The sequence below is a fragment of the Streptomyces sp. JN8 genome (assembly GCF_055808075.1).
The window spans coordinates 1,675,502-1,702,462 of sequence record NZ_CM147852.1 but is presented as its reverse complement, the minus strand read 5'-3'; the positions used below and the strand labels follow the sequence as shown (position 1 = coordinate 1,702,462).

The 26,961-nt window shown below is 73.3% G+C and carries 23 protein-coding genes and 1 tRNA gene; 16 read left to right on the top strand and 8 right to left on the bottom strand.

Annotated features, from left to right (window positions below; all coding sequences use genetic code 11):
- The first annotated feature begins 1 nt into the window (after position 1).
- The 10 genes from ACY0MR_RS07425 to ACY0MR_RS07380 all read left to right on the top strand — a co-directional run bounded on the left by ACY0MR_RS07425 (position 2) and on the right by ACY0MR_RS07380 (position 12,618).
- Positions 2-3,697: a ThuA domain-containing protein gene (locus ACY0MR_RS07425; RefSeq protein ID WP_473559879.1), complete on the top strand. Its 3,696-nt coding sequence runs from the start codon at positions 2-4 to the stop codon at positions 3,695-3,697.
- A gap of 224 nt (positions 3,698-3,921) precedes the next feature.
- Entirely contained in the window at positions 3,922-5,118 is a 1,197-nt protein-coding gene (locus tag ACY0MR_RS07420; protein WP_473559877.1) for an inositol-3-phosphate synthase, read from the top strand.
- A complete protein-coding gene (locus tag ACY0MR_RS07415) occupies positions 5,115-6,020 on the top strand; it encodes an SCO3242 family prenyltransferase (protein ID WP_473559875.1) in 906 nt (301 codons plus the stop codon). The genes ACY0MR_RS07420 and ACY0MR_RS07415 overlap by 4 nt, the downstream gene beginning before the upstream one ends.
- On the top strand, positions 6,017-7,048 hold the full coding sequence (locus ACY0MR_RS07410; protein WP_473559874.1) for a sugar phosphate isomerase/epimerase family protein: 1,032 nt from the start codon (positions 6,017-6,019) through the stop codon (positions 7,046-7,048). Before ACY0MR_RS07415 ends, ACY0MR_RS07410 begins: the two co-directional genes overlap by 4 nt.
- Positions 7,042-7,602 carry an EboA domain-containing protein gene (locus ACY0MR_RS07405; RefSeq protein ID WP_473559872.1) on the top strand — a complete coding sequence of 187 codons (561 nt, stop codon included), beginning with the start codon at positions 7,042-7,044 and terminating at the stop codon, positions 7,600-7,602. Before ACY0MR_RS07410 ends, ACY0MR_RS07405 begins: the two co-directional genes overlap by 7 nt.
- Positions 7,602-8,450 (top strand): TatD family hydrolase, encoded by an 849-nt coding sequence (locus ACY0MR_RS07400; protein ID WP_361855200.1) that lies wholly within the window; start codon positions 7,602-7,604, stop codon positions 8,448-8,450. Before ACY0MR_RS07405 ends, ACY0MR_RS07400 begins: the two co-directional genes overlap by 1 nt.
- A 9-nt stretch (positions 8,451-8,459) precedes the next feature.
- Positions 8,460-9,701, top strand: a complete 1,242-nt coding sequence (gene eboE, locus ACY0MR_RS07395; protein WP_473559870.1) for a metabolite traffic protein EboE — start codon at positions 8,460-8,462, stop codon at positions 9,699-9,701.
- Positions 9,698-11,119 (top strand): alkaline phosphatase family protein, encoded by a 1,422-nt coding sequence (locus ACY0MR_RS07390; RefSeq protein WP_404077976.1) that lies wholly within the window; start codon positions 9,698-9,700, stop codon positions 11,117-11,119. The genes eboE and ACY0MR_RS07390 overlap by 4 nt, the downstream gene beginning before the upstream one ends.
- Before the next feature lie 124 nt (positions 11,120-11,243).
- The gene (locus tag ACY0MR_RS07385) at positions 11,244-12,305 is read left to right on the top strand and encodes a sugar phosphate isomerase/epimerase family protein (protein WP_473559868.1); all 1,062 of its coding nucleotides are present in this window, start codon (positions 11,244-11,246) and stop codon (positions 12,303-12,305) included.
- Between the two features lie 225 nt (positions 12,306-12,530).
- A tRNA-Leu gene (locus ACY0MR_RS07380) sits at positions 12,531-12,618 on the top strand.
- A gap of 58 nt (positions 12,619-12,676) precedes the next feature.
- On the opposite strand, the gene ACY0MR_RS07375 is transcribed toward ACY0MR_RS07380, so the two are convergent.
- The 3 genes from ACY0MR_RS07375 to ACY0MR_RS07365 all read right to left on the bottom strand — a co-directional run bounded on the left by ACY0MR_RS07375 (position 12,677) and on the right by ACY0MR_RS07365 (position 14,467).
- Positions 12,677-13,387, bottom strand: a complete 711-nt coding sequence (locus ACY0MR_RS07375) for a class I SAM-dependent methyltransferase (protein WP_388795866.1) — start codon at positions 13,385-13,387, stop codon at positions 12,677-12,679.
- Positions 13,388-13,532: 145 nt separating this feature from the next.
- The gene (locus tag ACY0MR_RS07370; RefSeq protein ID WP_388795863.1) at positions 13,533-14,021 is read right to left on the bottom strand and encodes a hypothetical protein; all 489 of its coding nucleotides are present in this window, start codon (positions 14,019-14,021) and stop codon (positions 13,533-13,535) included.
- On the bottom strand, positions 14,015-14,467 hold the full coding sequence (locus ACY0MR_RS07365; protein ID WP_361850886.1) for an ATP-binding protein: 453 nt from the start codon (positions 14,465-14,467) through the stop codon (positions 14,015-14,017). The genes ACY0MR_RS07370 and ACY0MR_RS07365 overlap by 7 nt, the downstream gene beginning before the upstream one ends.
- A 249-nt stretch (positions 14,468-14,716) precedes the next feature.
- On the opposite strand from ACY0MR_RS07365, the gene ACY0MR_RS07360 reads away from it, so the two are divergent.
- From ACY0MR_RS07360 to ACY0MR_RS07350, 3 genes are all read left to right on the top strand, one after another.
- On the top strand, positions 14,717-15,592 hold the full coding sequence (locus tag ACY0MR_RS07360) for a helix-turn-helix domain-containing protein (protein ID WP_388795860.1): 876 nt from the start codon (positions 14,717-14,719) through the stop codon (positions 15,590-15,592).
- A complete protein-coding gene (locus ACY0MR_RS07355) occupies positions 15,593-15,829 on the top strand; it encodes a DUF397 domain-containing protein (RefSeq protein ID WP_015037566.1) in 237 nt (78 codons plus the stop codon).
- 74 nt (positions 15,830-15,903) lie between these two features.
- On the top strand, positions 15,904-16,722 hold the full coding sequence (locus ACY0MR_RS07350; protein ID WP_361850882.1) for an SAM-dependent methyltransferase: 819 nt from the start codon (positions 15,904-15,906) through the stop codon (positions 16,720-16,722).
- 74 nt (positions 16,723-16,796) lie between these two features.
- Here ACY0MR_RS07350 and ACY0MR_RS07345 read toward each other — a convergent pair whose 3' ends face one another.
- Positions 16,797-18,683 (bottom strand): M64 family metallopeptidase, encoded by a 1,887-nt coding sequence (locus ACY0MR_RS07345; protein ID WP_473559864.1) that lies wholly within the window; start codon positions 18,681-18,683, stop codon positions 16,797-16,799.
- Positions 18,684-18,774: 91 nt separating this feature from the next.
- The gene (locus ACY0MR_RS07340) at positions 18,775-20,118 is read right to left on the bottom strand and encodes a 6-phospho-beta-glucosidase (protein ID WP_404077987.1); all 1,344 of its coding nucleotides are present in this window, start codon (positions 20,116-20,118) and stop codon (positions 18,775-18,777) included.
- Between the two features lie 196 nt (positions 20,119-20,314).
- Between ACY0MR_RS07340 and ACY0MR_RS07335 the strand changes: the two genes are divergently transcribed.
- The gene (locus tag ACY0MR_RS07335) at positions 20,315-20,764 is read left to right on the top strand and encodes a YchJ family protein (protein WP_388795853.1); all 450 of its coding nucleotides are present in this window, start codon (positions 20,315-20,317) and stop codon (positions 20,762-20,764) included.
- Positions 20,765-20,872: 108 nt separating this feature from the next.
- On the opposite strand, the gene ACY0MR_RS07330 is transcribed toward ACY0MR_RS07335, so the two are convergent.
- The 3 genes from ACY0MR_RS07330 to ACY0MR_RS07320 all read right to left on the bottom strand — a co-directional run bounded on the left by ACY0MR_RS07330 (position 20,873) and on the right by ACY0MR_RS07320 (position 24,740).
- Complete coding sequence (locus ACY0MR_RS07330; protein WP_404077991.1) at positions 20,873-22,987, bottom strand: MDR family MFS transporter; 2,115 nt, start codon at positions 22,985-22,987, stop codon at positions 20,873-20,875.
- A gap of 86 nt (positions 22,988-23,073) precedes the next feature.
- On the bottom strand, positions 23,074-23,325 hold the full coding sequence (locus tag ACY0MR_RS07325; protein WP_015037573.1) for a hypothetical protein: 252 nt from the start codon (positions 23,323-23,325) through the stop codon (positions 23,074-23,076).
- A gap of 356 nt (positions 23,326-23,681) precedes the next feature.
- A complete protein-coding gene (locus tag ACY0MR_RS07320) occupies positions 23,682-24,740 on the bottom strand; it encodes an ATP-dependent DNA ligase (protein WP_388795846.1) in 1,059 nt (352 codons plus the stop codon).
- Positions 24,741-24,792: 52 nt separating this feature from the next.
- On the opposite strand from ACY0MR_RS07320, the gene ligD reads away from it, so the two are divergent.
- Both ligD and ACY0MR_RS07310 read left to right on the top strand, forming a co-directional pair.
- Entirely contained in the window at positions 24,793-25,824 is a 1,032-nt protein-coding gene (ligD, locus tag ACY0MR_RS07315; protein ID WP_473559860.1) for a non-homologous end-joining DNA ligase, read from the top strand.
- A gap of 131 nt (positions 25,825-25,955) precedes the next feature.
- Entirely contained in the window at positions 25,956-26,894 is a 939-nt protein-coding gene (locus ACY0MR_RS07310) for an alpha/beta hydrolase (protein ID WP_473559858.1), read from the top strand.
- Positions 26,895-26,961: the final 67 nt, after the last annotated feature.

Sequence of the window (26,961 nt, the reverse complement as noted above, 5' to 3'; positions counted from 1 at the left end):
CGTGCACAGAAAACGACTCCGCCCCAGGACGTCGCTCGCCCTGCTCACCGTCGGACTGCTCGCCCTCGGCACCCCCCAGGGCCTCGCCGCCGAACCCGAGACCCCGAACACCCCCACCGCCGCGACAGCCGCGGCCGCCGAGGAGTTCCAGCAGATCACCCTCGCCAAGGGCGGCGAGGAGGTCGGCGAACCCATGTCCCTCGCCGTCCTCCCGGACCGCAGCGTCCTCCACACCTCCCGCAACGGCGAACTCCGCCGCACCGACGCCGCCGGCAACACCACCGTCATCGGCACCGTCCCCGTCTACTCCCACGACGAGGAGGGCCTCCAGGGCATCGGCCTCGACCCGGACTTCGCGCAGAACAAGGCCCTCTACCTCTACTACGCCCCGCCCCTCGACACCCCCGCCGGGGACGCCCCCGAGAACGGCACCGCCGCCGACTTCGCGAGGTACGACGGCGTCAACCGCCTCTCCCGCTTCACGCTGAAGGCCGACGGCACCCTCGACAACGCCAGCGAGAAGAAGGTCATCGACATCCCCGCCACCCGCGGCATCTGCTGCCACGTCGGCGGCGACATCGACTTCGACGCCCAGGGAAACCTCTACCTCTCCACCGGCGACGACTCCAACCCCTTCGCCTCCGACGGCTTCACCCCCATCGACGAACGCCCCGGCCGCAACCCCGCCTTCGACGCCCGCCGCACCTCCGGCAACACCAACGACCTCCGCGGCAAGATCCTCCGCATCAAGGTCGCCGACGACGGCACCTACACCGTCCCCGACGGCAACCTCTTCGCCCCCGGCACCGCCAAGACCCGGCCCGAGATCTACGCCATGGGCTTCCGCAACCCCTTCCGCTTCAGCGTCGACAAGGCCACCGGCACCCTCTACGTCGGCGACTACGGCCCCGACGCCGGCGCCGCCGACCCCGGCCGCGGACCCGCCGGACAGGTCGAGTTCGCCCGCGTCACCCGCCCCGGCAACTTCGGCTGGCCCTTCTGCACCGGCGACAACGACCCCTATGTCGCCTACGACTTCGCCACCAAGACCTCCGGCGCCCCCTACGACTGCGCCGCCCTCCGCAACGACTCCCCGTACAACACCGGACTCGTCGACCTCCCGCCCGCCGAACCCGCCTGGATCCCCTACAACGGCGGCTCCGTACCCGAGTTCGGCACCGGCTCCGAGTCCCCCATGGGCGGCCCCGTCTACCGCTACGACCCCGCCAACACCTCCCCGGTCAAGTTCCCCGAGGCCTACGACGGAGACTTCTTCGCCGGCGAGTTCGGCCGCCGCTGGATCAAACGCATCGACCAGGACGCCGACGGCACCGTCGCCTCCATCAACGACGTCCCCTGGACCGGCACCCAGATCATGGACATGGCCTTCGGCCCCGACGGAGCCCTCTACGTCCTCGACTACGGCACCGCCTGGTTCGGCGGCGACCACAACTCCGGCCTCTACCGCATAGAGAACGCCACCGGCGGCCGGTCACCCGTCGCCCAGGCGACCGTGAACAAGACCTCCGGCACCGCCCCCCTCAAGGTCGCCTTCTCCTCCGCGGGCACCACCGACGGCGACGGCGACGCCCTCACCTACACCTGGGACTTCGGCGACGGCGGCACCTCCACGGCCGCCGACCCCACCCACACCTACCGCAAGAACGGCACCTACACCGTCACCGTCACCGCCGAGGACACCACCGGCCGCACCGGCTCCGCCTCCGTCCGCGTCGTCGTCGGCAACACCGCCCCCAAGGTCACCCTCGAACTCCCGGCAGAAGGAGCCCTCTTCTCCTTCGGCGACGACATCCCCTTCACCGTCAAGGTCAGCGACCCCGAAGACGGCCCCGTCGACTGCACCAAGGTGAAGGTCACCTACGTCCTCGGCCACGACAGCCACGGCCACCCCGTCACCACCGCCAACGGGTGCACCGGAACCATCAAGACCTCCGCCGACGGCGGCCACGACGACGACGCCAACATCTTCGCCGTCTTCGACGCCGAGTACACCGACGCCGGAGCCGGCGGCCAGGCCCCCCTGACCACCCACGACCAGGCCAAACTCCAGCCCCGCCACCGCCAGGCCGAACACTTCGACACCCAGAGCGGCGTCAACCTCTTCGACAAGACCCAGGCCAACGGCGGCCGCACCGTCGGCGACATCGACGACGGCGACTGGATCTCCTTCACGCCCTACAACGTCACCGGAGCCACCAAGCTCACCGCCCGCATCTCCTCCGGCGGCAACGGCGGCTTCCTCGAAGTCCGCACCGGCTCACCCACCGGACCCCTCCACGGCTCCGCACCCGTCCCCGTCACCGGAAGCTGGGAGACCTTCCAGGACATCGACGTCCCCCTGCGGAACCTGCCCCGCAAGACCACCGAACTCTTCCTCGTCTTCAAGGGCGGCACCGGCGCCCTCTACGACCTCGACGACTTCACCTTCTCCAGCACCCCCGCGAACCGCGACGCCAAACGCGTCCTGGTCTTCTCCAGGACCGCCGGCTTCCGCCACGACTCCATCGGCACCGGCATCACCGCACTCAAGGAACTCGGCGCCACCAGCGACATCGTCATCGACAGCACCGAGGAACCACGCCAGTTCACCACCAGCAACCTCGCCCGCTACGACGCCGTCGTCTTCCTCTCCACCACCGGCGACGTCCTCGACACCGCACAGCAGACCGCCTTCGAGAACTACGTCTCCACCGGCGGCGGCTACATGGGCGTCCACGCCGCAGCCGACACCGAATACGACTGGTCCTTCTACGGCGGACTCGTCGGCGCCTACTTCCAGTCCCACCCCCAGATCCAGCCCGCCACCGTCCGCACCGAGGACCACACCCACCCCGCCACCGCCCACCTCGACGGCCCCTGGCAGCGCATCGACGAGTGGTACAACTACCGCACCAACCCCCGCGACCAGGCCCGCGTCCTCGCCACCCTCGACGAGACCACCTACCAGGGCGGCACCATGAAGGGCGACCACCCCATCGCCTGGTGCCAGACCTACGGCGGCGGCCGCTCCTTCTACACCGGAGGCGGCCACACCAAGGAGTCCTACGCCGAGCCCGCCTTCCGCCAGCACCTGCTGGGCGGCCTCCGCTACGCCACTGGCCAGGTCAAGGCCGACTGCCGACCCCAGACCGGCTACCGCGACCTCTTCAACGGCGAGACCCGCGAAGGCTGGAAGCAGGCCGGACCCGGCGGCTTCGACATCGCCGACCGCGCACTCCACTCCACCGGTGGCATGGGCATGCTCTGGTACCAGGCCAAGGAGCTCCGCTCCTACTCCCTCACCCTCGACTGGAAACTCACCGGCGACTCCAACTCAGGCGTCTTCGTCGGCTTCCCCGCGAGCGACGACCCCTGGTCCGCCGTGAACAAGGGCTACGAGATCCAGATCGACGCCACCGACGCCCCCGACCGCACCACCGGAGCCGTCTACGGCTTCAAGTCCGCCCAACTCAAGGCCCGCGACCAGGCACTCCGGCCGCCCGGCCAGTGGAACACCTACGAGATCCGCGTCCAGGGCGAACGCCTCCAGGTCTTCCTCAACGGCACCAAGATCAACGACTTCACCAACACCGACCCCGCCCGCAGCCTCACCAGCGGCCACATCGGCATCCAGAACCACGGAGCCACCGACGAGGCCGCGTTCCGCAACATCCGCCTGAAGGAACTCCCCTCCTGACGGGCCGGCCGCCGCGGCGGCCCTGACCGACCCCTCACCGGCCTCCGCGACACACCCCCGCGGAAGCCCACCCGACGACGGTGGGCGGGGCGGCGCCGTACCCCCCGCCCACCGTCACCCGCCCCACCGCCCCACCAGCCCACCGCCCCGCCACTACCGCACCACCACCGCTCCACCACCGCACCACCCCTTCTTTCCGCTGGACGAGCAGGGAGGCCGACGCCATGACCCACGCACCCCGGACCGGAATCTGGCTCATAGGCGCGAGAGGCTCCGTCGCCACCACCACCATGGCCGGCTGCGCCGCCCTCGTCGCAGGACTCCACCCACCCACCGGCATGGCCACCGAGACCCCCGCCCTCGCCGGCGCCGGCCTGCCCCCGCTCGACTCCCTCGTCTTCGGCGGACACGACACCACCGACTGCCCGCTCCCCAAACGGGCCGAACAGCTCACCACCGCCGGGGTCCTCCCGTACGGCCTCACCCGGACCGTCACCCGCGAACTGGAGACCGCCGACCGCGAGATCCGCCCCGGCGGCCCCGCCCCCGGGGACACCCGCACCACCGAGGAACTCGTCACCGCCTTCACCCGCGACCTGACGGACTTCCGGCGACGCTGTGGCCTGGAGCGCGTCGTGGTCGTCAATGTGGCATCCACGGAGCCGGCGTCGGGGGGCGTCGGGCTCCCACCCAGCACCCTGTACGCGGCCGCCGCCCTGCGCGCGGGATGCCCGTACGTCAACTTCACCCCGTCCACCGGACTGCGGCACCCCGCCCTCGCGGACCCGCTCGCCGCGAGCGGACTGCCCCACGCGGGCCGGGACGGCAAGACCGGCCAGACCCTGCTCCGCGCCGTACTGGCCCCGATGTTCCACCAGCGCGCCCTGACCGTACGCGCCTGGTCCGGAAGCAACCTCCTCGGCGGCGGCGACGGAGCCGCCCTCGCCGACCCGGCCGCCGCCGCGGCCAAGAACGCCGGCAAGGAACGCGTCCTCACCGACACGCTCGGCCCCGGCGTCGAAGGCCAGGTCCACATCGACGACGTCCCCGCCCTGGGGGAGTGGAAGACCGCCTGGGACCACATCGCCTTCGACGGCTTCCTCGGCACCCGCATGATCCTCCAGACCCTCTGGCAGGGCTGCGACTCCGCCCTCGCGGCCCCCCTCGTCCTCGACCTCGCACGCCTCACGGCCCGCGCGCACGAGCAGGGCCGCACCGGACCCCTGGAGGACCTCGCCTTCTACTTCAAGGACCCCGAAGGCACCCCACCGGCCTCCCTGGCGGACCAGTACGACCGCCTCCTGACCTTCGGCAGCTCCCTGGCCGACCACCCGGAATCGCGTGCCCCGGGGACGGCGGGTCGGGCCACGGACACCGCCACGGGTACGGCCAGGGGTACGGCTACGGGGACGGCCCGATGACCGGGCGCCGTACAGGCCGGGGACGGGCCTGGGCGGAACTCCTCCGCGTGTCGGCGCTGCTCTCGGTGCCCGGCGACGCCCTGGCGGGCGCGGCGGCGGCCGGGGCCCGCCCCGGCCGGGGGACGCTCTGCGCCCTCGGCGCCTCGCTCTGCCTGTACGAGGCGGGCATGGCCCTCAACGACTGGGCCGACCGCGCCGAGGACGCCGTCGAACGCCCCCACCGTCCGCTCCCCTCCGGCCGCATCGCCCCCGGCACCGCCCTCGCCGCCTCGGCGGCCCTGACGGCCGCGGGCCTGGCCCTGGCCTCCCGCGCGGGCCGCCCGTCCCTCGCGGTCGCCGCCGCCCTCGCCACCACGGTCTGGGCCTACGACCTCGGCCTCAAGCACACCCCGGCCGGCCCCGGAGCCATGGCCACGGCACGCGCCCTCGACCTCCTCCTGGGAGCCACGGCGTCGACCCGGGGGAGGGACACCCGTACCCGAGCCGCCCTCGACGCCCTCCCGTCCGCCGCCCTCCTCGGGGCGCACACCTACGCCGTCACCGCCGTCTCCCGCCACGAGACCCGGGGCGGCTCGACCCGCACCCCGCTCGCCGCGCTGGCCGTCACCCTGGCGGTGGCCGCCGCGGCGTCGGGAGGCCCGGGAGGACCGCGGCCGGACGCCGCCCGCCTCCGCCCGCTCCTCGCCCTGGCCTACGCCCGCACCCCGGCCCCGCTCCTCCTCCACGCCGCGCTCAACCCGTCCGCCGCCCTCACCGAGCGTGCCGTCGGCGGCGGGATCCGGGCGACCATCCCGCTCCAGGCCGCGCTCGCGGCCCGCGCCGGGGCGCCCGCGACCGCGCTCGCGCTCCTCGGCCTGGTCCCGGCCGCCCGCGCCCTCGCCCGGAAGGTGAGCCCCACATGAGCCCCACCCCCCGCCGCCCGGCCCCTTCCCCCGCCCCTGCCCCCGCTCCCCGACCCACCCCCGCGCCCCGCTCTTCTCCCCCCGCCCCCGCCCCTCCCTCCCGGCGCTCCCCTGCCACCCCCTCCCCGGCCGCTCCGTCCCCGGCCGCTCCCTCCCCGGCCGCCGCGGCCCGGCCGCGGTTCGGTTACGGCACCAACGGCCTCACCGACCTGCGGCTCGACGACGCCCTCGGGCTGCTCGCCGACCTCGGCTACGACGGCGTCGGGCTGACCCTCGACCACATGCACCTCGACCCCCTCGCCCCCGACCTGGCCACCCGTACCGCCCGGGTCGCCCGCCGCCTCGGCGAGCTGGGACTCGGTGCGACCGTCGAGACCGGCGGCCGCTACGTCCTCGACCCGCGGCGCAAACACGGCCCGTCCCTGCTCGACCCGGACGCCGGCGGCCGGGCCGCCCGCGTCGGGCTCCTCCTGCGGGCCGTCCGGGTCGCGTCCGACCTCGGCGCGCACGCCGTGCACTGCTTCAGCGGCGTCCTCCCCGCCGACACCCCGCCGGACGAGGCCTGGAAACGGCTCGCCTCCTCCCTCGCCCCCGTCCTCGAAGCCGCCGAGGCCGCCCGCGTCCCCCTGGCCGTCGAACCCGAACCCGGCCACCTCCTCGCCACCCTCGACGACTTCCACCACCTGCGCGGACTCCTCGGCGACCCGGCACCCGCCGTCCTCGGCCTCACTCTCGACATCGGCCACTGCCAGTGCCTCGAACCCCTCCCTCCCGCCGACTGCCTCCGCGCCGCCGCTCCCTGGGTGCACCACCTCCAGATCGATGACATGCGCCGGGGAGTCCACGAACACCTGCCCCTCGGCGACGGCGAGATCGACTTCCCGCCGGTGCTCGCCGCCCTCGCCGAACTCACCGCCGCCGGCTACCCGGGACTGACCGTCGTCGAGCTGCCCCGCCACTCCCACGCGGGACCCGAACACGCCCGCAGCTCCCTCTCCTTCCTGCGCCGGGAGGCCCCCGCATGCTGACCGTCCCCGCCGCCGCCCGCGCCTGGCTGGACAGCGCCCTCGCCGAAGCCGAGGCCCACGCCCCCGGCTGGGAGGAGCACTTCGTCACCGCGGGCCGGCACTGCGGGCGCGCGCACGCCGACGAGGCCCGCACCCGCCTCCTCCGGGCCGCCACAGCCGACGCCGCCACCCTCACCCGCCTCTACCGGCACGGCGCCGCCGCCGAGCGCCGTGCCGTCCTGCTCGCCCTCCCCGCCCTCGTCACCGGCCCCGAGGCCGTCCCCCTCGTCGAGGACGCCCTCCGCACACACGACACCTCCCTGATCGCCGCCGCAGTCGGCCCCTACGCCGCCACCCACCTCACCCCCCACGCCTGGCGGCACGCCCTCCTCAAGTGCCTCTTCACCGAGGTCCCCGTCGCCGCCGTCGCCGGACTCGCCGAACGCGCCGCCGGCGACGACGAACTCGCCCGGATGCTCGCCGACCACGCCGCCGAACGCACCGCGGCCGGCCGCGACGTCCCCGCCGACCTCACCCGCGTCCTCGCCCTCACCGCCCCCACCGAGGAGTCCTGATGCGCATCTTCGACCCCCACATCCACATGACCTCGCGCACCACGGACGACTACCGGGCGATGTACGACGCCGGTGTCCGCGCCCTCGTCGAGCCGTCGTTCTGGCTCGGCCAGCCGCGCACCTCGCCCGCCTCCTTCCACGACTACTTCGACGCCCTCCTCGGCTGGGAGCCCTTCCGCGCCGCCCAGTACGGCATCGCCCACCACTGCGCCCTCGCCCTCAACCCGAAGGAGGCCAACGACCCCCGCTGCGCACCCGTCCTCGACGACCTGCCCCGCTATCTCGCCAAGGACGGCGTCGTCGCCGTGGGCGAGATCGGCTACGACTCCCTGACACCCGCCGAGGACACCGCGCTCGCCACCCAGCTCCAGCTCGCCGCCGACCACGGCCTCCCGGCCCTCGTGCACACCCCGCACCGCGACAAGCTCACCGGGCTGCGCCGCACCGTCGACGTCGTGCGCGAGTCCGCGCTCGCCCCCGACCGCGTCCTCCTCGACCACCTCAACGAGACCACCGTCAAGGAGGCCGCCGACAGCGGCGCCTGGCTCGGCTTCTCCGTCTACCCCGACACCAAGATGGACGAGGACCGGACCGTCGCGATCCTCAAGGAGTACGGAACCGACCGGATCCTGGTGAACTCCGCCGCAGACTGGGGACGCAGCGACCCCCTCAAGACCCGCGCCGTCGCCCGCGCCATGCTCGCCTCCGGCTTCACGCACGACGACGTCGACCAGGTCCTCTGGCGCAACCCCGTCGCCTTCTACGGTCTCAGCGGACGCCTCCACCTCGACGTCCCCACCCCGCCGGACCTCCACGAGGGCAACTCCGTCCTCCGAGGCGGGGAATGAGGCGCCGCCATGCGCTTCCGGCACCCCGACGGCTCCACCGTCCACCTCGCCTACTGCACCAACGTCCACCCCGCCGAGACCCTCGACGGCGTCCTCGCCCAGCTCCGCGACCACTGCGAGCCCGTCCGCCGACGCCTCGGCCGCGACCGCCTCGGCATCGGCCTCTGGCTCGCCCGGGACGCCGCCCGCTCCCTGATCACCGACCCGGCCTCGCTCCGCGCCCTCCGCGCCGAACTCGACCGCCGGGGACTCGAAGTGGTCACCCTGAACGGCTTCCCCTACGAGGGGTTCGGCGCCGACGAGGTCAAGTACCGCGTCTACCGGCCCGACTGGACCCACCCCGACCGCCTCGCGCACACCACCGACCTCGCCCGGCTCCTCGTCGCCCTGCTCCCCGAGGACGTCACCGAAGGCTCCGTCTCCACACTGCCCCTCGCCTGGCGCACCCCCTTCGACGCCGAGGCGGCCGCCACCGCCCGCGCCGCCCTGACGACCCTCGCCGGACGCCTCGACGCCCTGGAGGAGCTCACCGGCCGGAGCATCCGCATCGGCCTCGAACCCGAGCCCGGATGCGTCGTCGAGACCGTCGCCGACGCCGTCGCCGCGCTCACCGCCCCACCGGACGCGCACCCGCACCCCGGCCCCCCACCCGCCCCGACGGGCAGCCCCGGCCCCCGCATCGGCGTCTGCCTCGACACCTGCCACCTCGCGACCTCCTTCGAGGACCCGCGCACCGCCCTGGACGCGCTCGCCGCCGCCTGCATCCCCGTCCCCAAGGCGCAGCTCTCCGCCGCGCTCCACGCGGAGCACCCGCACCTCCCGGAGGCCAGGGCCGCGCTCGCCGCCTTCGCCGAACCCCGCTTCCTCCACCAGACCCGCACCCGGACCGCCGCCGGCCTCCGCGGCACCGACGACCTCCCCGAGGCGCTCGCGGCCTCCGGACACCGGGGCACGACCGCGCACGGCCTGCCCGACGCCACCCCCTGGCGCTCCCACTTCCACGTCCCCCTGCACGCGCCGCCCGCGCCCCCGCTCACCTCCACGCTGCCCGTCCTCCAGGACGCCCTCGCCCTGCTCGTCGGCGGCCCGCACCCGGTCACCCGCCACCTGGAGGTCGAGACCTACACCTGGCAGGCCCTGCCACCCGAGAGCCGCCCCCGCACCAGGGCCCGCCTCGCCGACGGAATCACCGCCGAACTGACCCTGGCCCGCGACCTGCTGACCGACCTCGGCCTCAAGGAACTCCCATGACCGACCCCGTGCCCACCGCACCGCCCGCACCCGCACCCACCCCTCTCCTGGTACTCGACGTCGTCGGCCTCACCCCGCGGCTCCTGCCGCACATGCCGCACCTGGCCGCCCTCGCCCGCGGCGGCTCCCAGGCCCCGCTCTCCACCGTCCTGCCCGCCGTCACCTGCGCCGCGCAGACCACCTTCCTCACCGGCACCCTCCCCGCCGAGCACGGCATCGTCGGCAACGGCTGGTACTTCCGCGAGCTCGGCGACGTCCTGCTGTGGCGCCAGCACAACGGCCTGGTCTCCGGCGACCGCCTCTGGGACGCGGCCCGCCGCAGCCACCCCGACTACACCGTCGCCAACATCTGTTGGTGGTACGCGATGGGCGCCGACACCGACATCACCGTCACCCCCCGTCCCGTCTACTACGCCGACGGACGCAAGGAGCCCGACTGCTACACCCGGCCCCCCGCCCTGCACGATGAACTCACCGAGAGGTTCGGCACCTTCCCCCTCTTCCACTTCTGGGGACCCGGCGCCGACCTCGTCTCCAGCCGCTGGATCGTCGACGCCACCCGCCACATCCTGCGCACCCGCCGGCCCGACCTCGCCCTCTGCTACGTCCCGCACCTGGACTACGACCTCCAGCGCTACGGCCCCGACGACCCGCGCTCCTTCCGGGCCGCGGCCGCGCTCGACACCGTCCTCGCACCGCTTCTCGCGGAGGCGCGCGCCGAGGGCCGCACGGTCGTGGTGCTCTCCGAGTACGGCATCACCCGGGTCGAGCGGCCGGTCGACATCAACCGGGCCCTGCGGCGCGCCGGACTCCTGGAGGTCCACACCCAGGACGGCATGGAGTACCTGGACCCGATGGCCTCCCGGGCGTTCGCCGTCGCCGACCACCAGATCGCCCACGTCTACGTCAGGCGGCCGACCGACCTGCCGGCCGTGCGGGAGGCGCTCGCCGGGCTGCCCGGTCTGGAACGGCTCCTCGACGACGTCGGCAAGAAGGAGCACGGCCTCGACCATCCGCGCTCGGGGGAGCTGGTCGCCCTGGCCGAGCCCGACGCCTGGTTCACGTACTACTACTGGCTCGACGACGCCCGTGCCCCCGACTTCGCGCAGCTGGTCGAGATCCACCGCAAACCCGGCTACGACCCCGCGGAACTCCTCATGGACCCGCTCGATCCCTACGTACGGATCAAGGCGGCGCGCGAGATCGCCCGCAAGAAGCTCGGTATGCGGTACCGGCTCGCGGTCGTCCCGCTCGATCCCTCACCGCTCCGCGGCAGCCACGGCCGCCTCCCCGCGAACGAGGACGAAGGTCCGCTCATCCTGTGCTCCACCCCCCGCGCCCTGGACGGCCGCGTCGCGGCCACCGATGTGAAGAAGCTGCTGCTCGGGCTGGCCGGGATCGCCGAGACCCCGAGCTGAACCCGCGCAGCCCGCCGGATCGGTCCGAACGCGCCGGCCCCGAACTCCTCGGGGTGCCCGGTCGGACGTCCCCGGTCGAATCCAGTGAAGCAGCCCCGTCCGACAGCCAAGGAGTTATCCACAGATGAGTTTCCCTCGCCGCAACCAAGGCTCCGACGACCCCGAGCTCGGCCGGCGGCTCAGCCGCCGCAACATGCTGGGCGTCGCCGCCGGCGCGACCGCCGCAGCGCTCCTCGGGGCGGCGGTCCCCGCGGCCGCGGCCACCGCCTCCCCGGGCCCCGGCCAGGGCCACGGGCACGGCCGCCCCGTCCTGCCGCCCGGCCGCCTGGGCATCCAGCTCTACTCGCTCCGGGACAAGGTCTCGACCCTCGGATTCGCCGCCGTCTTCGCCGAACTCCAGAAGTACGGATACGACGAGGTCGAGTACGCCGGCTACACCCAGGGCTCCGCCGGCCCCATCAGCCTCTCCCAGCTCAAGCGCCTCACCCGTGACCACGGGCTGCGCCCGATCGGCAGCCACGTCGGCTACTACGCGAGCGATCCCGCCGCGTACACGTTCGCGCAGAACCTCGACCGCGTCCTCGACGACGCGGCGGCCCTCGGCCTGCCGCACATCGGCACGGCGTCGGGGCCCTGGCGCTACGGCTCCACCGTCGACGGGTGGAAGCGGTGCGCCGAGGAGTTCAACCGGTACGGCGAGGCGGCGAGGAGGCGCGGCATGAAGTTCTACCAGCACAACCACTCGGAGGAGTTCTCCTTCGCGAGCGACCGGCCCGACGTGCGCCTGTACGACGTGCTGCTCGCCGAGACCGACCCCGACCTGGTGCACCTGGAGATGGACATCTTCTGGGCGTACGTCGGCCAGTACCGCTACTCGGTCCGCCCGGACGGGACGCCCGCCCCGTTCGACCCGCTCGACTACGTCCTCGACCAGCCGGACCGCTATCCGCTCTTCCACGTCAAGGACGGCGACCGGGACGACACGGCCGTTCCCTACGGCTACCGGATGACGGACGTGGGGGACGGGGACATCGACTACAAGCGCTTCATCTCGGCGGTCAACCGGACCCGCCACGGCCGGCACGCCCACCACTGGCAGGCGGAGCACGACAACCCCGTCGACTCCCTCGCCTTCGCCCGCAGGTCCAGCGCCCACCTGCACGGGCTGCGCGAGCGAGGCCGCTGACTCCGGAGCCGCGGGGTGCGGCACCGCCGCACCCCGCCCCGTCGTCCGCACTCCCCGTGAGCGGACGGCGGCGCCCCGTGCGCACGGCGGCGGGATCCGCGCCCGCCCGGGGCCGCGAGGCGGCACCACCCCACTGACCACGGAAAACGCTGGTGAAAGGCACCTGGAACCCCTGGTAGAGTTACATCTGTCGCCGCGGGGAGAACCCGCAGCGGCAGACACCTTGTCCGGGTGGCGGAATGGCAGACGCGCTAGCTTGAGGTGCTAGTGCCCTTTATCGGGCGTGGGGGTTCAAGTCCCCCCTCGGACACCAGCGGAAATGCCGGTCGATCTCGCATCGACCGGCATTTCGCGTTGTGGGGGCCGGTCCGTCACGCCCTGCGGGCCACGACCAGGCGGCAGCGCGGGCTGCCGTCCTCGCGGGTGCCCAGGGGGGTCACGGGGGTGAGGCCGACCTCGAAGCCCGCGTCCTCCAGGCGGCGGCGGACGTCGGCGAGGCGGAAGGTGCGGTAGTACATGACGAAGGGCGGGCGCCACAGGGCGTTGCGGACCCGCATCGTGGCGTCGAAGCCCCACAGCGTCCAGTAGAGGCGGGAGCCGACCCGGGGCGGCGCACCGACGGGGAAGGCGAACGTGCCGCCCGGCCGCAGGGAGGCGTGGACCTGCTGGAACAGGGTGCGCTGCTCGTCCGGCAGGAAGTGGCCGAAGGCGCCGAAGCTGACGGCGAGGTCGAAGACCGGTGCGAAGGGCAGGGCCAGGGCGTCGGCGCGGACCAGTTCCGCCGAGGGGTGGGCCGCGCGGGCCCGGGCCAGCATGCCCGTACTGAAGTCCACGCCGGTCACCGGTCCCGCGCACACGGAGCGGAGGACGCCGAGCCCGGCGCCGGTGCCGGTGCACACGTCGAGGCCGGAGTCGAAGGGGCCGAGGCCCTCCAGGGTGTGGGCGACGGCGCCGAGGAGGCGGTCGGAGGTGCGGAACGGGGTCGCGTCGAACTTGTCCGCGAGCAGGTCGTAGCCGTGCTCGACGGAGGAGAGGGCCTGGGCGGTCAGCTCGCGGAGGCTGGGGCCCTGCGGGGTGAACATGCCCCCGACCCTATGCGCTCGGGGGCCGCCCGGGGCGGGGATCGCCCGGGCCTGGGACGCCGCGGGCCGGGAGCGGAGGGCGGACGCGGCCGGTCCGAGGGGCCGGCCGGGTCAGAGCGCGCTGCTCACCGAGGGGCGGGCCGGGTCAGAGCGCGCTGCCCACCGGGGGGCCGGCCCAGGAGGGGGCGATGCCCGTCAGCTGGCAGACCAGCAGGTAGAGCGGGATGGGCGGGGTGTAGGGCGAGGTGCCGTCGGGGTGGTGGATGAGGCGCGGACGGCGGTCCGGGATCTCGGCGCCCGGTGCGTAGCAGGCGGGCAGGGGCCAGCTGACGTCGTGGTCGGAGCCGGCGGGGACCAGCCACCACCACCAGTCGGAGTCCGCGTAGACGCAGCCCTTGGAGGGGAGCCGGGAGAGGATCTTGAAGCCGAAGCGGGCGGGGACGCCGACGGCGTCGCAGCCGAGACCGGTGTGGAGGCCGACGGGGACGGCGAGGCGGGTCGCGGCCAATTCGCGGGGGCGGCCGGCGCCGCGGAGATCGGGTGCGCGGCGGGGGTCCGGCAGGCGGTCGCCGGGGAGGGGGCCGCGGATTCCGGGGAGCAGCGGGATCATGCGGGTGCCCTTGGACCTCAGCACGTTTCCCCCATGCCGTGGGCCAGCTCGGCCCAGACGACCTGGGCGGTGCCGTGTCCCGTGCGGTCGGCGCCCCAGGCGGTGCAGAGCGCGTCGACGATGAGGAGGCCGCGGCCCCGCTCGTCCTCGCCGCAGTCGCGTATCCGGGGGTCGGCCGGACCGCCCTCGTCGCGCACGGATATCCGGAGGGTGTCCTCGCCCTCGCGGATCTCGCATATGAAGCGGTCGCTCGCGGTGTGCACCACGGCGTTGGTGACGAGCTCGGAGACGATCAGGGCCACCGTGTCGCGGATGTCGGGGCCGCAGCCCCAGAGGATGAGGCGTTCCTCCGCGAGCCTGCGGGCGCGCGCGACCGAGGACGTGAGGGCGGGGAGCTCGAAGGCGAAGCGGCGGACGCCATCGGTATCGGTCTGGGGCTGCGGGCGCGGGGCCATGACTCGGGGACTCATGAGACCTGAAGGCTGCGCGTTACCAGAAGCCACGACCGGTTCCTCACAACAGTGGGCAGGAGTGCCGTACGAAGCTGTCGCCGTGGCGCGGGGGCGCACGGCGGCAGCGTGTACTGGTTCACACCGGAACACTGTCCTCCTGAGTCGGACACTTGGCAAGTGGCACTCTGGAAATTCCAGAGTGCTGTGTTCTCTCTGGCCCGGCTTCGTGGCACACTCGTCGAAACAGTGCGTCGGGGAGGTCTGAGAGTGAGCGAGCCGCGGTCCGCCCCGACGGTGGGACAGGTCGTTCTCGGCAGGCGCCTGCAGGATCTGCGGGAGCGGGCCGGACTGAAGAGGGAAGAGGCCGCGAAGGTCCTCCGGGTGGCCCCCGCCACCGTACGGCGGATGGAGACCGCCGAAGTCGCACTGAAGATCCCGTACGTGCAGCTCCTCCTGAGGGAGTACGGGATCACGGACTCCGAGGCGGAGGGGTTCATCGCCCTCGCGGAGGAGGCCAATCTCCCCGGCTGGTGGCAGCGGTTCCACGACGTGCTGCCCGGCTGGTTCTCCATGTACGTGAGCCTGGAGGGGGCGGCCAGCCTCATCCGGGCGTACGAGCCCCAGTTCGTCCCCGGTCTCCTCCAGACCGAGGACTACGCCCGCGCCATTCTGCGCAGCGGGGCGGTCGGTGGCGGCAGTGATGCCGCCAAGGACGAGGACGCCGAGCGGCATGTAGCCCTGCGGATGGAGCGTCAGTCCCTGTTGACCAGGGAGGACGCCCCGAAGTTCTGGGTGATCATGGACGAGACGGTGTTCCGCCGACCGGTCGGCGCCGGGCCCGAAGTGATGCGCGACCAGCTCGACCGGCTGCTCGAAGCGTCGGAGCTGCCGAACGTCACCCTGCAGATCGCGGAGTTCGCGTCCGGCCACCACCCCGGCACCTACGGACCGTTCGTCCTCTTCCGCTTCGCCATGCCCGAACTTCCGGACATGGTCTACAGCGAGTACCTGACCGGCGCCGTCTATCTCGACGCGCGCCCCGAGGTGGCATCCCACCTGGAGGTCATGGACCGCATGGCGGCGCAGGCCGCGACTGCACAACGCACGAAGGAGGTTCTCCGGAATCTCCGCAAGGAGCTGTGAATGGATCGCATATACAACGGCATGCCCGCCGCTGAGCTCGGTGCCGAGGGCTGGCACAAGCCATGGAGCGGCGGGAACGGGGGCAACTGCGTGGAGGCCATGAAGCTGGCCGACGGCAGAGTCGCCGTGCGACAGTCCGCAGACCCTGAAGGACCAGCGCTCATCTACACCCACGGGGAGATCGCGGCATTCATCCAGGGGGCTAAATCCGGTCAGGCTGACTTTCTCCTCACCTGACCCCTTCCGTACCACCCCTACCGTCGCGTAACTCTTGCTGCAGTGCCACTCGTTCATCCCGACCAGGAGCGCCGATGACCCAGGACCCCGCGTCCCCGCGGAGTGAGATACGGATCGACACCAGCACGCCGCACCCGGCGCGCATGTACGACTGGTTCCTGGGCGGCAAGGACAACTACCCGGTCGACGAGGCGATGGCACGCCAGCTGCTCACCGTCGACGCCCGAGGCCGGGACATGGCCCGCGTCAACCGGGCCTTCATGCACCGCGCCATCCGCTGGCTCAGCGCCCACGGCGTCCGCCAGTACCTGGACATCGGTACGGGCATCCCGACCGAGCCCAACCTGCACCAGATCGCGCAGGAGGCCGCCCCGGACTCCCGCATCGTCTACTGCGACAACGACCCGATCGTGCTCGCGCACGCGGCCGCCCTGCTGCGCTCGACCCCGCAGGGGGCCACCGAGTACATCCAGGCGGACGCCCGCGAGCCCGAGGTCATCCTCGAAAGGGCCGGAAAGGTCCTTGACTTCGACCAGCCCATCGCGCTGTCGATGCTCGCCCTGCTGCACTTCGTGGGCGACGAGGACAACGCGTACGAGCTGGTCGGCAAGCTCGTGGACCAGCTCGCGCCGGGCAGCTACCTCGTCCTCTCCCACGTCACCGGGGACTTCAACCCCGAGGGCGCGGCCGAGGCGGTCGCGATGTACAAGGCGCGGGGGCTGACCCTGCGGCCCCGGTCGCGGGACGAGCTGGCGGCGTTCTTCGACGGCCTGGAGTTCGTCGAGCCGGGCGTCTCCCTCACCGCGGAGTGGCACCCGGAGCTCGGCGAGCCGGTCCCGGTGCCGGGCGACGAGCCCATCCCCGGGTGGGCCGCGGTCGCCCGCAAGCCCTGACCGTTCCGCACCGGGTGAGGCCCCGCCGACCGAGTCGGCGGGGCCTCACCCGTGTCCCGCGTCCGCCGGGAGCGTCACGGCTCGACGAGCGTCACCAGGAACTCCCGCGGCCGGCTGACGTTGCCGGCCGCGTCGACGGTGCGGTACTCGATCCGGTGGGTGCCGTAGTCGGGCGTCGCGTCGTCCCAGGGCACCGCGCGGCTCCGGCCCAGCTTCCCGTACACGAGGTCGTCGATCACCGTGCCGCCGGGGGTGAAGCGGAACGGCGCGTCCGCGTCCGTCGGCCAGCCGTAGTACGTGTACCAGCCGTCGCCGTCCACCCGGAACTGGCTGACCACCGCGCCCTCCTGGTCGTCCCGTGCGGTCAGCCTCATCGTGAACGGCCCGTCGTACACGTACTCCACGGGCCGCCCGTGCCGCCCCACCGTGCGCACCGGCGCGGAGAGTTCGTACGAGACCGCGGCCGGCCGGGCGTCCACGGTCCAGGTCAACTCCTCGTCCGTCCCCGCGATGCGGGCGGTCAGGGTGTGGGTGCCGGTGCCCACCGCGAGCGAACGCAGGTCCAGGTCCCGGTCGTTGGCGCCGGTCGCGACGGGCCGGCCGTCAAGGCGCCAGCGCACGGCCGGAGTGCGGTCCACCGGATGCGTGGTGTCCGCGTGGACGACCGACCGGGCCCCGACGGGAGCGCCGAGCGGGGTGTGCCCGGTGAACGCCGGGGCCGTCCCGTCGCGCGCCGTGGTGAGCGCCGGGTCCACGGTCCAGGTGACGGTACGGGTGAGCGCCGCCGACGCGCGGACCGCCGGGTCGCGGACGAAGGGCGTCGGGTCCGTGACGGTCGCGGTGAGGGTGTGTGGCCCGGGGGAGAGCCGCAGGGGGCGCAGGTCGACGCTGCGGGCCCCACGGGTGGGCAGCGCCCGCCCGTCCAGGCGCCAGGTCACGGCGAGCGCGCCCCCCACCGGGTGGAGGGTGTCCACCCAGACCGTCCGGTCTGCCCCGATCGGGGCCGTGGCGGGCGTGTGGCCCTGGACCAGGTTCACCTTGGCGGAGATCGCCTTGACCATCACCTCGCGCTCGACCTGGTCGAAGGCGTAGCCGAGGGTCTTCATCAGGGAGTGCCGGCTCGGCCGCCACACGCCCTTCGTGCTGTACATCCCGCCTTCGTGGCGGCCGACGACTCCGCCGGACTCGCTCTCCTCGCCGAGCCAGCGCCACCACTTGGCGCGCCGGTCGCGCATCTGGCGCTCCGTCAGCAGCGTGTGGTGCGGGGAGGTGGGCTCGGGCCCGGAGTACGTCCCGCCCGGTACGCCCCGCGCGTAGTAGTCGTACTCGTCCTGGAGGCCGCCGAGCGAATGGCCGATCTCGTGCGGGGTGATGAGCGAGGAGAGCGCGTTGCCGCCGGACGCGGTGGCGTAACCGCCGCCCGCGCCGCCGTAGGTGGAGCTGTGGGCGAGGGCCACCACCTGCCGGTTGGCGGCGCTCGTGCCGGGGACGAGGTCGGCGAGCGCGGCGGCCTTCCGGCTGTCGACGGTCAGCAGCCGCTGCACGCTGCCCGGATCGCAGCCGCCCCAGAACCCCATGTCGAGGGCGGTGTCACGGGCGGGGGCGTCCAGGCCGGGGTCGCAGTCCACCCCCGACTCGGCCGAAGGGACCTCGACCGCCCAGACGTTGATGTACGAGCGGTAGGAGGCGAAGGGCTCGACGCTCCACAGGGTGTTCAGGTGCCGGTCGAGGTCCGCCCGGAACGCCGGCAGCTCCGCCGCGGTGTAGCCGTCGCCCATGAACACCAGGTTGAACCGCCGGTCCGCGGGTCCGGTGGTCTGCACGGGGACGACGGCCGGACCGTCGGCGGGCGTCGGCGTCCCGGCGGCCGCCGGCACGGTTCCCACCAGGCCGGCGGCCAGCAGGCAGACCGCGAGGACGCGGGCCACCTCTCGTCGAACTCCTGTGCGCTGTGAGGTCATGGGGCGCGAGCCTAGGCCGCACCCCCGCCCGCGTAAAGCCGTTCGCCGGCCGTACGCCGCGACGACGGCCGCGCCGCGGTCCGCGGCCTTCTCAGTGCCGCAGGTAGGCCAGGCCCGGGTGCTCCGCGGTGTACCCCTCCACCAGGCGGCGGGCCACCGCCACCGAGTCGACCAGCGGGTGCAGGGCGAAGGCCTTGACGGCGGTCGCCCGCGAGCCGCTCTCCGCCGCCGCGAGGACCTCCCGCTCCACCGCCTTCACGGCGGTCACCAGGCCGACCGCGTGGTACGGCAGGGGCGACACCGCGACCGGACGGGCGCCGTTCGCGTCCACGAAGCAGGGGACCTCGATCACGGCGTCCGCGTCGAGTGCGGAGAGGGTCGTGCCGTTGCGCACGTTGAGGATGAGCGTGGCCCGCTCCCCCCGCGCGATGGCCCGCATCAGCGCCAGGGCCACCTTCTCGTAGCCGCCGGACTCCAGGTCCTCCTCGTCGCGCTCCCCGATCCCGGCGGCCTCCCGGTTGGCCGCCATGTAGGTGGCCTCCCGGTCGGCGAGCGTACGGTGCCAGGCGGCGAGCGCCGGGGTGTCCGGCCTGCCCATCTCCTCGTAGAACGCGCCCTGCTGGTCGCGGAGGTAGGCGCCGCGGGTCCGCCCGGCCGACCGGTAGGCCGCCACGGCCTCCCGGTTGAAGTAGTAGTAGTGCAGGTACTCGTTGGGGATCGCGCCCAGGGAGCGCAGCCACTCCGGTCCGAAGAGCCTGCCCTCCTCGAAGGAACCGAGCGCCTTCTCGTCGGCGAGCAGCCGGGGCAGCTCGTCCCGCCCGTCGATCCTGAGGCCCCGCAGCCAGCCGAGGTGGTTGAGCCCCACGTAGTCGATCGAGGCCCGGTCCGGGTCGGCCCCCAGGATCCGGGCGACCCGGCGGCCCAGTCCGACGGGGGAGTCGCAGATGCCGACGACCCGGTCGCCGAGGATCCGCGACATCGCCTCCGTGACGAGCCCGGCCGGGTTGGTGAAGTTGATGACCCAGGCGTCCGGGGCGAGTTCGGCGATCCGGCGCGCGATGTGCACCGCGACCGGCACGGTCCGCAGCCCGTACGCGATGCCGCCGGCGCCCACCGTCTCCTGCCCGAGCACCCCTTCGGCCAGCGCGATCCGCTCGTCCGCGGCCCGGCCTTCGAGTCCGCCGACGCGGATCGCGGAGAACACGAAGTCGGCGCCCCGCAGCGCCTCGTCCAGATCGGTCGTCGCCGTGACGGCCGGTGCGTCCGGCACCCCCGCGCCCTGCTCCGCGAGGACCCGGGCGATCGCCGAGAGCCGCCCCTCGTCGAGGTCGTACAGGGTGACACGGGTGACCCGCCCCTCGGCGCGGTCGCCGAGGAGAGCGCCGTACACCAGCGGTACCCGGAACCCGCCGCCTCCGAGAATCGTCAGTTTCATGCCCGTACGCTACTCGGACCCGCCCCGTGAGCAGCGGGACCCGGCCCCGGCGTCCACCCGGCCGTCCACATGCCGGGCGCCCCGGCCCCTCGCCCGCCGGCCCGCCGCATCCCCGCCGCTCCCACCTGTCCCCGCCGTCGCCCGTCCCGCCCCACCGCGCGACGGCGGCGTCCACCCGGTGGGAGACAATGACCGCATGTCCCGACGCAAGACCCGCCCCCGTACCGCCCCGGCCCCTCCGGCCGCGCCCTCCGTCACCCCGGAGTCACCCTGCCCGTGCGGCCTCGACGCCGCGTACGGGGCGTGCTGCGGCCGGTTCCACGCGGGGACGGGCGGCGGCGCGCCGACCGCCGAGCTGCTCATGCGCTCCCGCTACAGCGCCTTCGTCGTCCGCGACGAGGCCTATCTGCTGCGCAGCTGGGCACCGGAGACCCGCCCCGGCGCGGTCGACTTCGACCCGGGGATGCGCTGGACGGGCCTGGAGATCGAGTCGGCCACCGACGGCACCGCCTTCCACCGGCACGGCACCGTCACCTTCACCGCCCGCTACGTCCACGGCGGCGAGTCCGGAGCGATGCACGAGCGGAGCCGCTTCGCCCGCCACGAGGGAGCCTGGGTGTACGTGGACGGGGACGTCGACGCGTAGCCGCCGGGCGACCGGAGGCCGGGCGCGGGCCGAGCGGGAGGCCGGGCGAGGCCCGGCCCGGGTCGGGATCGGAAGCTCGGGCGCGGTCCGGTGCCGTGCGGCCCCGGCTCAGGCTCCCGTCGTCCGGGTCAGGGCGCGCCCGCCGTCGCGGTCGAGCGACCGGTCGGGGAGTCCGTTCGCGAGGTCCTCGGCGACGACCTTCTTGGCGATGGCGTCCGTCGCCACCCGCAGTTCGGGTCCGCTGGGCCGGCCGATCTCCCGCTCGACGCGGTCGGACAGCCAGTCGCCCCACGCGTGCGTGATGACGTCCGCCTCGCGCTTGCCCGCCGGCGTGTGGGAGAGCAGATGCCCGTCGCGGGTCAGGAACCCCTCGTCGACCATCCGGTCGAAGACCGGCAGCAGCACCTCGGGCGGGACCCGCCGGCCCGCCGAGATGAGCCCCAGGCTCGCGTGGCCGACCGTCCGCGTGTAGAGCTCGACCTGCATGACCGCCCACGCGCCGGCCGTGTCGAGCCGGGTGTCGGACGTGTCGAGGATCCGCCGCGCGGTGGCGAGGTCGATCCGGCGCATGATCCTGCCCACGGCCAGTTCGAGGTGCTGGGCGGAGTCGCCCGACGAGGTCGGCGAGGAGAAGCCCTCGCCCATGTCGGGTGCGGCGGCCCGGGCCGAGTCGCGGAGCGTCACCTGCTTGAGGAAGAGAGCGACGACGAAGCCGACGGCGGCGACCGGGACCGTCCAGAGGAAGACGGTGTGGAGCGTGTCGGCGTAGGCGTTGACGATGGGCTCCGCGACCTGCTCCGGCAGCCCGTGCACCCCGTCCGGGCTCTGCGCCGCCCGCGCGACGGCCGCCGGGTCCAGACCCTGGCTCGCGGCCACGGCCGAGGCCTCGGCGACGCCGGTCCGGAGGTTGGGCGTGAGGGAGTTGACGTAGATCGTGCCGAAGACCGCGGTCCCGAACGAGCTGCCGAGGGTGCGGAAGAAGGTGACGCCCGAGGTGGCGGTGCCGAGGTCGGCGTACTCGACGGTGTTCTGCACGGCGATGGTGAGGACCTGCATGCACAGGCCGATGCCGACGCCCAGCACGAACATGTACAGCGACGCGAGCCAGGTGCCGGTCCCCGGTTCCATCAGCGACAGGAGGTAGAGCCCGAGGCCCATCACCAGGCAGCCGACGATCGGGAAGGTCCGGTAGTGGCCGGTCTTGCTGACCACGTTTCCGCTGAAGATCGAGGCGATGAGCAGACCGACGACCATCGGCAGGGTGCGGATGCCGGAGACGGTCGCCGAGTCCCCGTCGACGTACTGGAGGTACGTCGGAAGGAACGTCATCGCCCCGAGCATGGCGAAGCCGACCACGAAGCTCAGCACGGAGCAGACGGTGAAGACCGGGTTGCCGAACAGCCGCATGGGCAGCATGGGCTCGGCCGCCCGGGTCTCCACCCAGCAGAACAGACCGAGCGCGACGACGCCGCCGGCGAACAGCCCGATGATGACCCCGGACGTCCAGGCGTACTCGTTGCCGCCCCAACTGGTCGCCAGGATCAAGGCGCTGGCGCCGGCGGCGACCAGCGCGATGCCCGCGTAGTCGATCACCGGCTTGCTCGCCGACCGCACGGAGGGGATCGTGCGGGCCGCGGCGATCACGACCAGGATCGCGATGGGCACGTTGACGTAGAAGGCCCAGCGCCAGCTGAGGTGGTCGGTGAACAGGCCGCCGAGCAGCGGGCCGATGACGGTGGAGACACCGAACACCGCCCCGATCGCCCCCTGGTACTTGCCGCGCTCGCGCAGCGGGATCACGTCGGCGATCAGCGCCATCGACGTGACCATCAGACCGCCCGCGCCGACCCCCTGGAGACCGCGCCAGACGATCAGCAGCGTCATGTTGGTGGCGAGTCCGCAGAGGAACGAGCCGGTGATGAAGACGACCGCCGAGATCTGGAAGATCACCTTGCGGCCGAACAGGTCGCCGAACTTGCCGACCAGCACGGTCGCGACCGTCTCGGCCAGCAGGTAGGAGGTGACCACCCACGACATGTGGGCGGCGCCGCCGAGGTCCGAGACGATCGTGGGCAGAGCGGTGCCGACGATCGTCTGGTCGAGCGCGGCGAGGAGGACACCCAGCATGATCGTGCCGAAGACGATGTTGCGGCGGCGGCGGTCGAGCACGGGAGGCTCGGTGGCGGCCGGGGGCGCGGGCGCTGCGTCGCTGGTCGTGGTCACTCTCGCAGCGTCACACCGGCCCCGACCGGGTGCATGCGGGGGTCGGCCGAACGGCGGACCGGCGGGGACTGCGCCGGCCGGCCCCGTCAGGGCGTGACGGGCAGCTTCGGGTGGTGCTTGGCGAGGATCTTGTTGGCCCGCGCGAGCGCGGCGAGCGCGTGCTCCCGGTCCGCCCGGTCCTCCGCGCAGAGCGGCCCCCGGAAGCGGTACACCTCGCGCGCCGCGCAGTCCGCGTCGATCTCGGCCTGGAGGACGTGCAGCGGCAGGCAGGAGCCGATCAGCGCGGCCACACGGTCGGGGATCGGGACGGGTACGAGGCGCGAGGGCGAGGTGATCACGGGTCAGTCCTAGTGGGTCCGGGAAGCATACGGAAGGGTTCAGCCCTCCATACGTACCGGATCGCCGTACGGGTTCCGGCACGGCGATGTCGCGGTGGGGCAACGACGCGACGGCGCTCCTGAGGGGCGCACGGACGGTCCGGCGGACGACCCGATGCGCCCCCGTCACGCCTGCGGGGGCGTTCCCGCAGGTACGGGCACGGGTCGTGGCCGCGGGATTGTGCACCGTCCCTGTGTATCGGCCGTACGTGCGACGAACGCATGGCCGACCGAGGGCGGTTGGCGGCGCCGGGAGGCCCGGGGAGTGTGCCGCATCTCACTCGGCGGACCGGCGCCCTCCGGACAGCGTCCGGACACTATGTCAGGATCTCGGACAGGTCGTACGAGACCGGCTCGTCCAGTTGTCCGTATCCGCAGGACTCCGGCGTCCGGTCCGGGCGCCACCGCTTGAACTGAGCCGTGTGCCGGAACCGGTCGCCCTCCATGTGGTCGTACCCGACCTCGCAGACCCGCTCGGGCCGCAGCGCCACCCAGGACAGGTCCTTCTTCCCCGACCAGCGGCTCGGCGCCCCCGGCAGCCGCGCGCCCGCATGCGCCGCCTCCTCCGCCCACGCCGCCCAGGGGTGCCCGTCGGGCGGGTCCATCCGGAGGGGTGCGAGCTCCTCGACGAGTTCGGCCCGCCGCAGCGCGGTGAACGCCGCGCACACGCCGACGTGCTGGAGGGAGCCCCGGTCGTCGTACAGACCGAGGAGCAGCGAGCCGACCACCGGTCCGCTCTTGTGGAAGCGGTAGCCGGCCACCACGACGTCCGCCGTCCGCTCGTGCTTGATCTTGTACATGAGACGGGCGTCCGGCCGGTAGGGCAGGTCGAGCGGCTTGGCCACGACCCCGTCGAGGCCCGCTCCCTCGTACTGCTCGAACCAGCGGGCGGCCAGCTCCGCGTCCCGCGTCGCGGGCGCGAGGTGCACGGGCGCGTCCACGCCGGAGAGCATCCGCTCCAGAGCCTCCCGCCGCTCGGCCAGCGGCGCGTCGAGCAGGGACTCGTCCCCGAGGGCGAGCAGGTCGAAGGCCACGAACAGCGCCGGGGTCTTCTCGGCGAGCATCCGGACCCGGGACTCCGCGGGATGGATCCGCTCGCTGAGCCGGTCGAAGTCGAGGTGCCCGCCGTGCTCCACGACGATCTCGCCGTCGACCACGCACCGCTCCGGCAGCCGGGCCGCGAGCGCCTCCACCAGCTCGGGGAAGTAGCGGGTGAGCGGCTTGCCCGTACGGCTGCCGATGACGAGCTCCGGCCCGTCCCGGTGCACGATCGCGCGGAAGCCGTCCCACTTCGCCTCGTACTGCATCCCGGGCGGGATCCGCTTCACCGACTTGGCCAGCATCGGTTTCACGGGCGGCATCACCGGAAGATCCATGAGCCGATTGTCCGGTATGCGGGAGTTGTCGGCGAGCCCTAGGCTGGCCGGCATGGCAGGCAAGGCGGCAGCGGTGGAACTGGAAGTCGGCGACCGGACCGTGCGCGTGTCCAATCCGGACAAGGTGTACTTCCCCGAACCCGGCTACACCAAGCTCGACATGGTCAGCTACTACCTGGCCGTCGGCGACGGCATCACCCGGGCCCTGCGCGACCGCCCCACCACCCTGGAGCGCTACCCCGACGGGGTGACCGGGGAGTCGTTCTTCCAGAAGCGGGCCCCCAAGTACCTCCCCGACTGGATCCCGACCGCCCACATCACCTTCCCCAGCGGCCGCTCCGCCGACGAGATGTGCCCCACCGAACCGGCGGCCGTGCTCTGGGCGGCCAACCTCGGCGCCATCACCTTCCACCCCTGGCCGGTGCGCCGCGAGGACACCGACCACCCCGACGAACTCCGCATCGACCTGGACCCCCAGCCGGGGACGGACTACGCGGACGCGGTGCGCGCCGCCCATGAACTGCGGGCCGTCCTCGACGAGCACGGACTGCGCGGCTGGCCGAAGACCTCCGGCGGACGGGGACTCCACGTCTTCGTCCCGATCCTGCCGAACTGGACGTTCACCCAGGTCAGGCGAGCGGCCATCGCCTGCGGTCGGGAGCTGGAGCGGCGGATGCCGCAGGAGGTCACCATCAAGTGGTGGAAGGAGGAGCGCGGCGAGCGGATCTTCGTCGACTACAACCAGACCGCCCGCGACCGCACGATCGCCTCCGCCTACTCCGTACGCCCGAGGGCCCACGCGCCCGTGTCGGCGCCGCTGCGGTGGGAGGAGGTCGACGACGCCGTGCCGCGGGACTTCGACATCAGGACGATGCCGGCCCGGTACGCCGAGGTGGGCGACGTCCACGCCGACATGGACGACGAGCGGTTCAGTCTGGAGCCGCTGCTGGAACTGGCCCGGCGCGACGAGGCGGACCACGGCCTCGGGGACCTGCCGTACCCGCCGGAGTACCCGAAGATGCCGGGGGAGCCGAAGCGGGTGCAGCCGAGCAGGGCCCGGAAGGAGCCGGACGGGGCGGAGTAGGGCGGAGCGGGTGCGCCGGGCCGGGTGGGCCGGGCGCCTTGCCTTCCCGCCAAAAACAACACGAACGGTCGTGCTAGCATTTTCTCATCGGTGGGACGCCGTGCCCGCAGGACGATCGAGGAGATCCCGGCATGTATCCGATGGCTCCGCTCATCCGCACCGCCCTGAACGCCGCCGCCCGCATCGCCCCCGGGGTGGCCGGGCGGCAGGCCTTCCGGCTCTTCGTGCGGCCGCTCGGCCGGGCGCGACTCAAGCCGGGGGAGCGGGCGCTCTTCGACACCGCCCGCACCGGGCACGTGCGGGTCGGCGCCGAGGAGGTCGTCACGTACGCCTGGGGCGACGGCCGGCGGCCGGTGCTGATCGTCCACGGCTGGTCCTCGCGGGCCTCGCGGCTCGGCGCCTTCGTCGACGCGCTCCTCGCGCGCGGCTTCAGCCCCGTCGCCTTCGACGCGCCCGGCCACGGCGCATCCCCGGGGCGGGCGAGCAACATCCTCGAATACCGCCGGATCATCCGGGAGTTGCACGCGCGCCACGGCGACTTCGACGCGATCGTCGCCCACTCCTTCGGCGTCATCGCCTCCCTCTTCGCCCTCCGGGGCGGCGTCCGCACGACCCGCTTCGTCGGCATCGGCGGCGTGGCCTCCTTCGACCTGCTGGTCCAGGGATTCCAGGCAGGACTCGGCGTCGACGACCTGGTCGTCCGGCGCATGCGCGAGCACGTCGAACGGAGGCTCGCGCCCAACGAGCCCGGCATCTGGGACCGCTTCGACGCCGACCGCGACACGGGGCGACCCGACCTGGACCTCCTGCTGTTCCACGACGAGGACGACGACATGGTGCCGGTCGTCCACTCGCGCCGCCTCGCGCGCGTGCACGGCGACCGGGCCCGACTCGTCGTCACCCGGGGCCTCGGCCACCGGCGCATCCTGCTGGACCCGGAGGTCGTCCGCGAGGCGGTGGAGTTCCTGACGGCGCCGGCGCCGGCGGGGCCGACGGAAGCGGCAACGGCGGGGACGGCTCCGGTCGGTGCGGCGGCGGGCGAGGGGGAGAGGCGGGCGGTCGCGGGCTGAGCGGGGGAGGTCGGAGAGGGGGAGGTCGGAGCGGAGGGCGGGGGTGGTGAGGGTGCGGGCGGGGTCC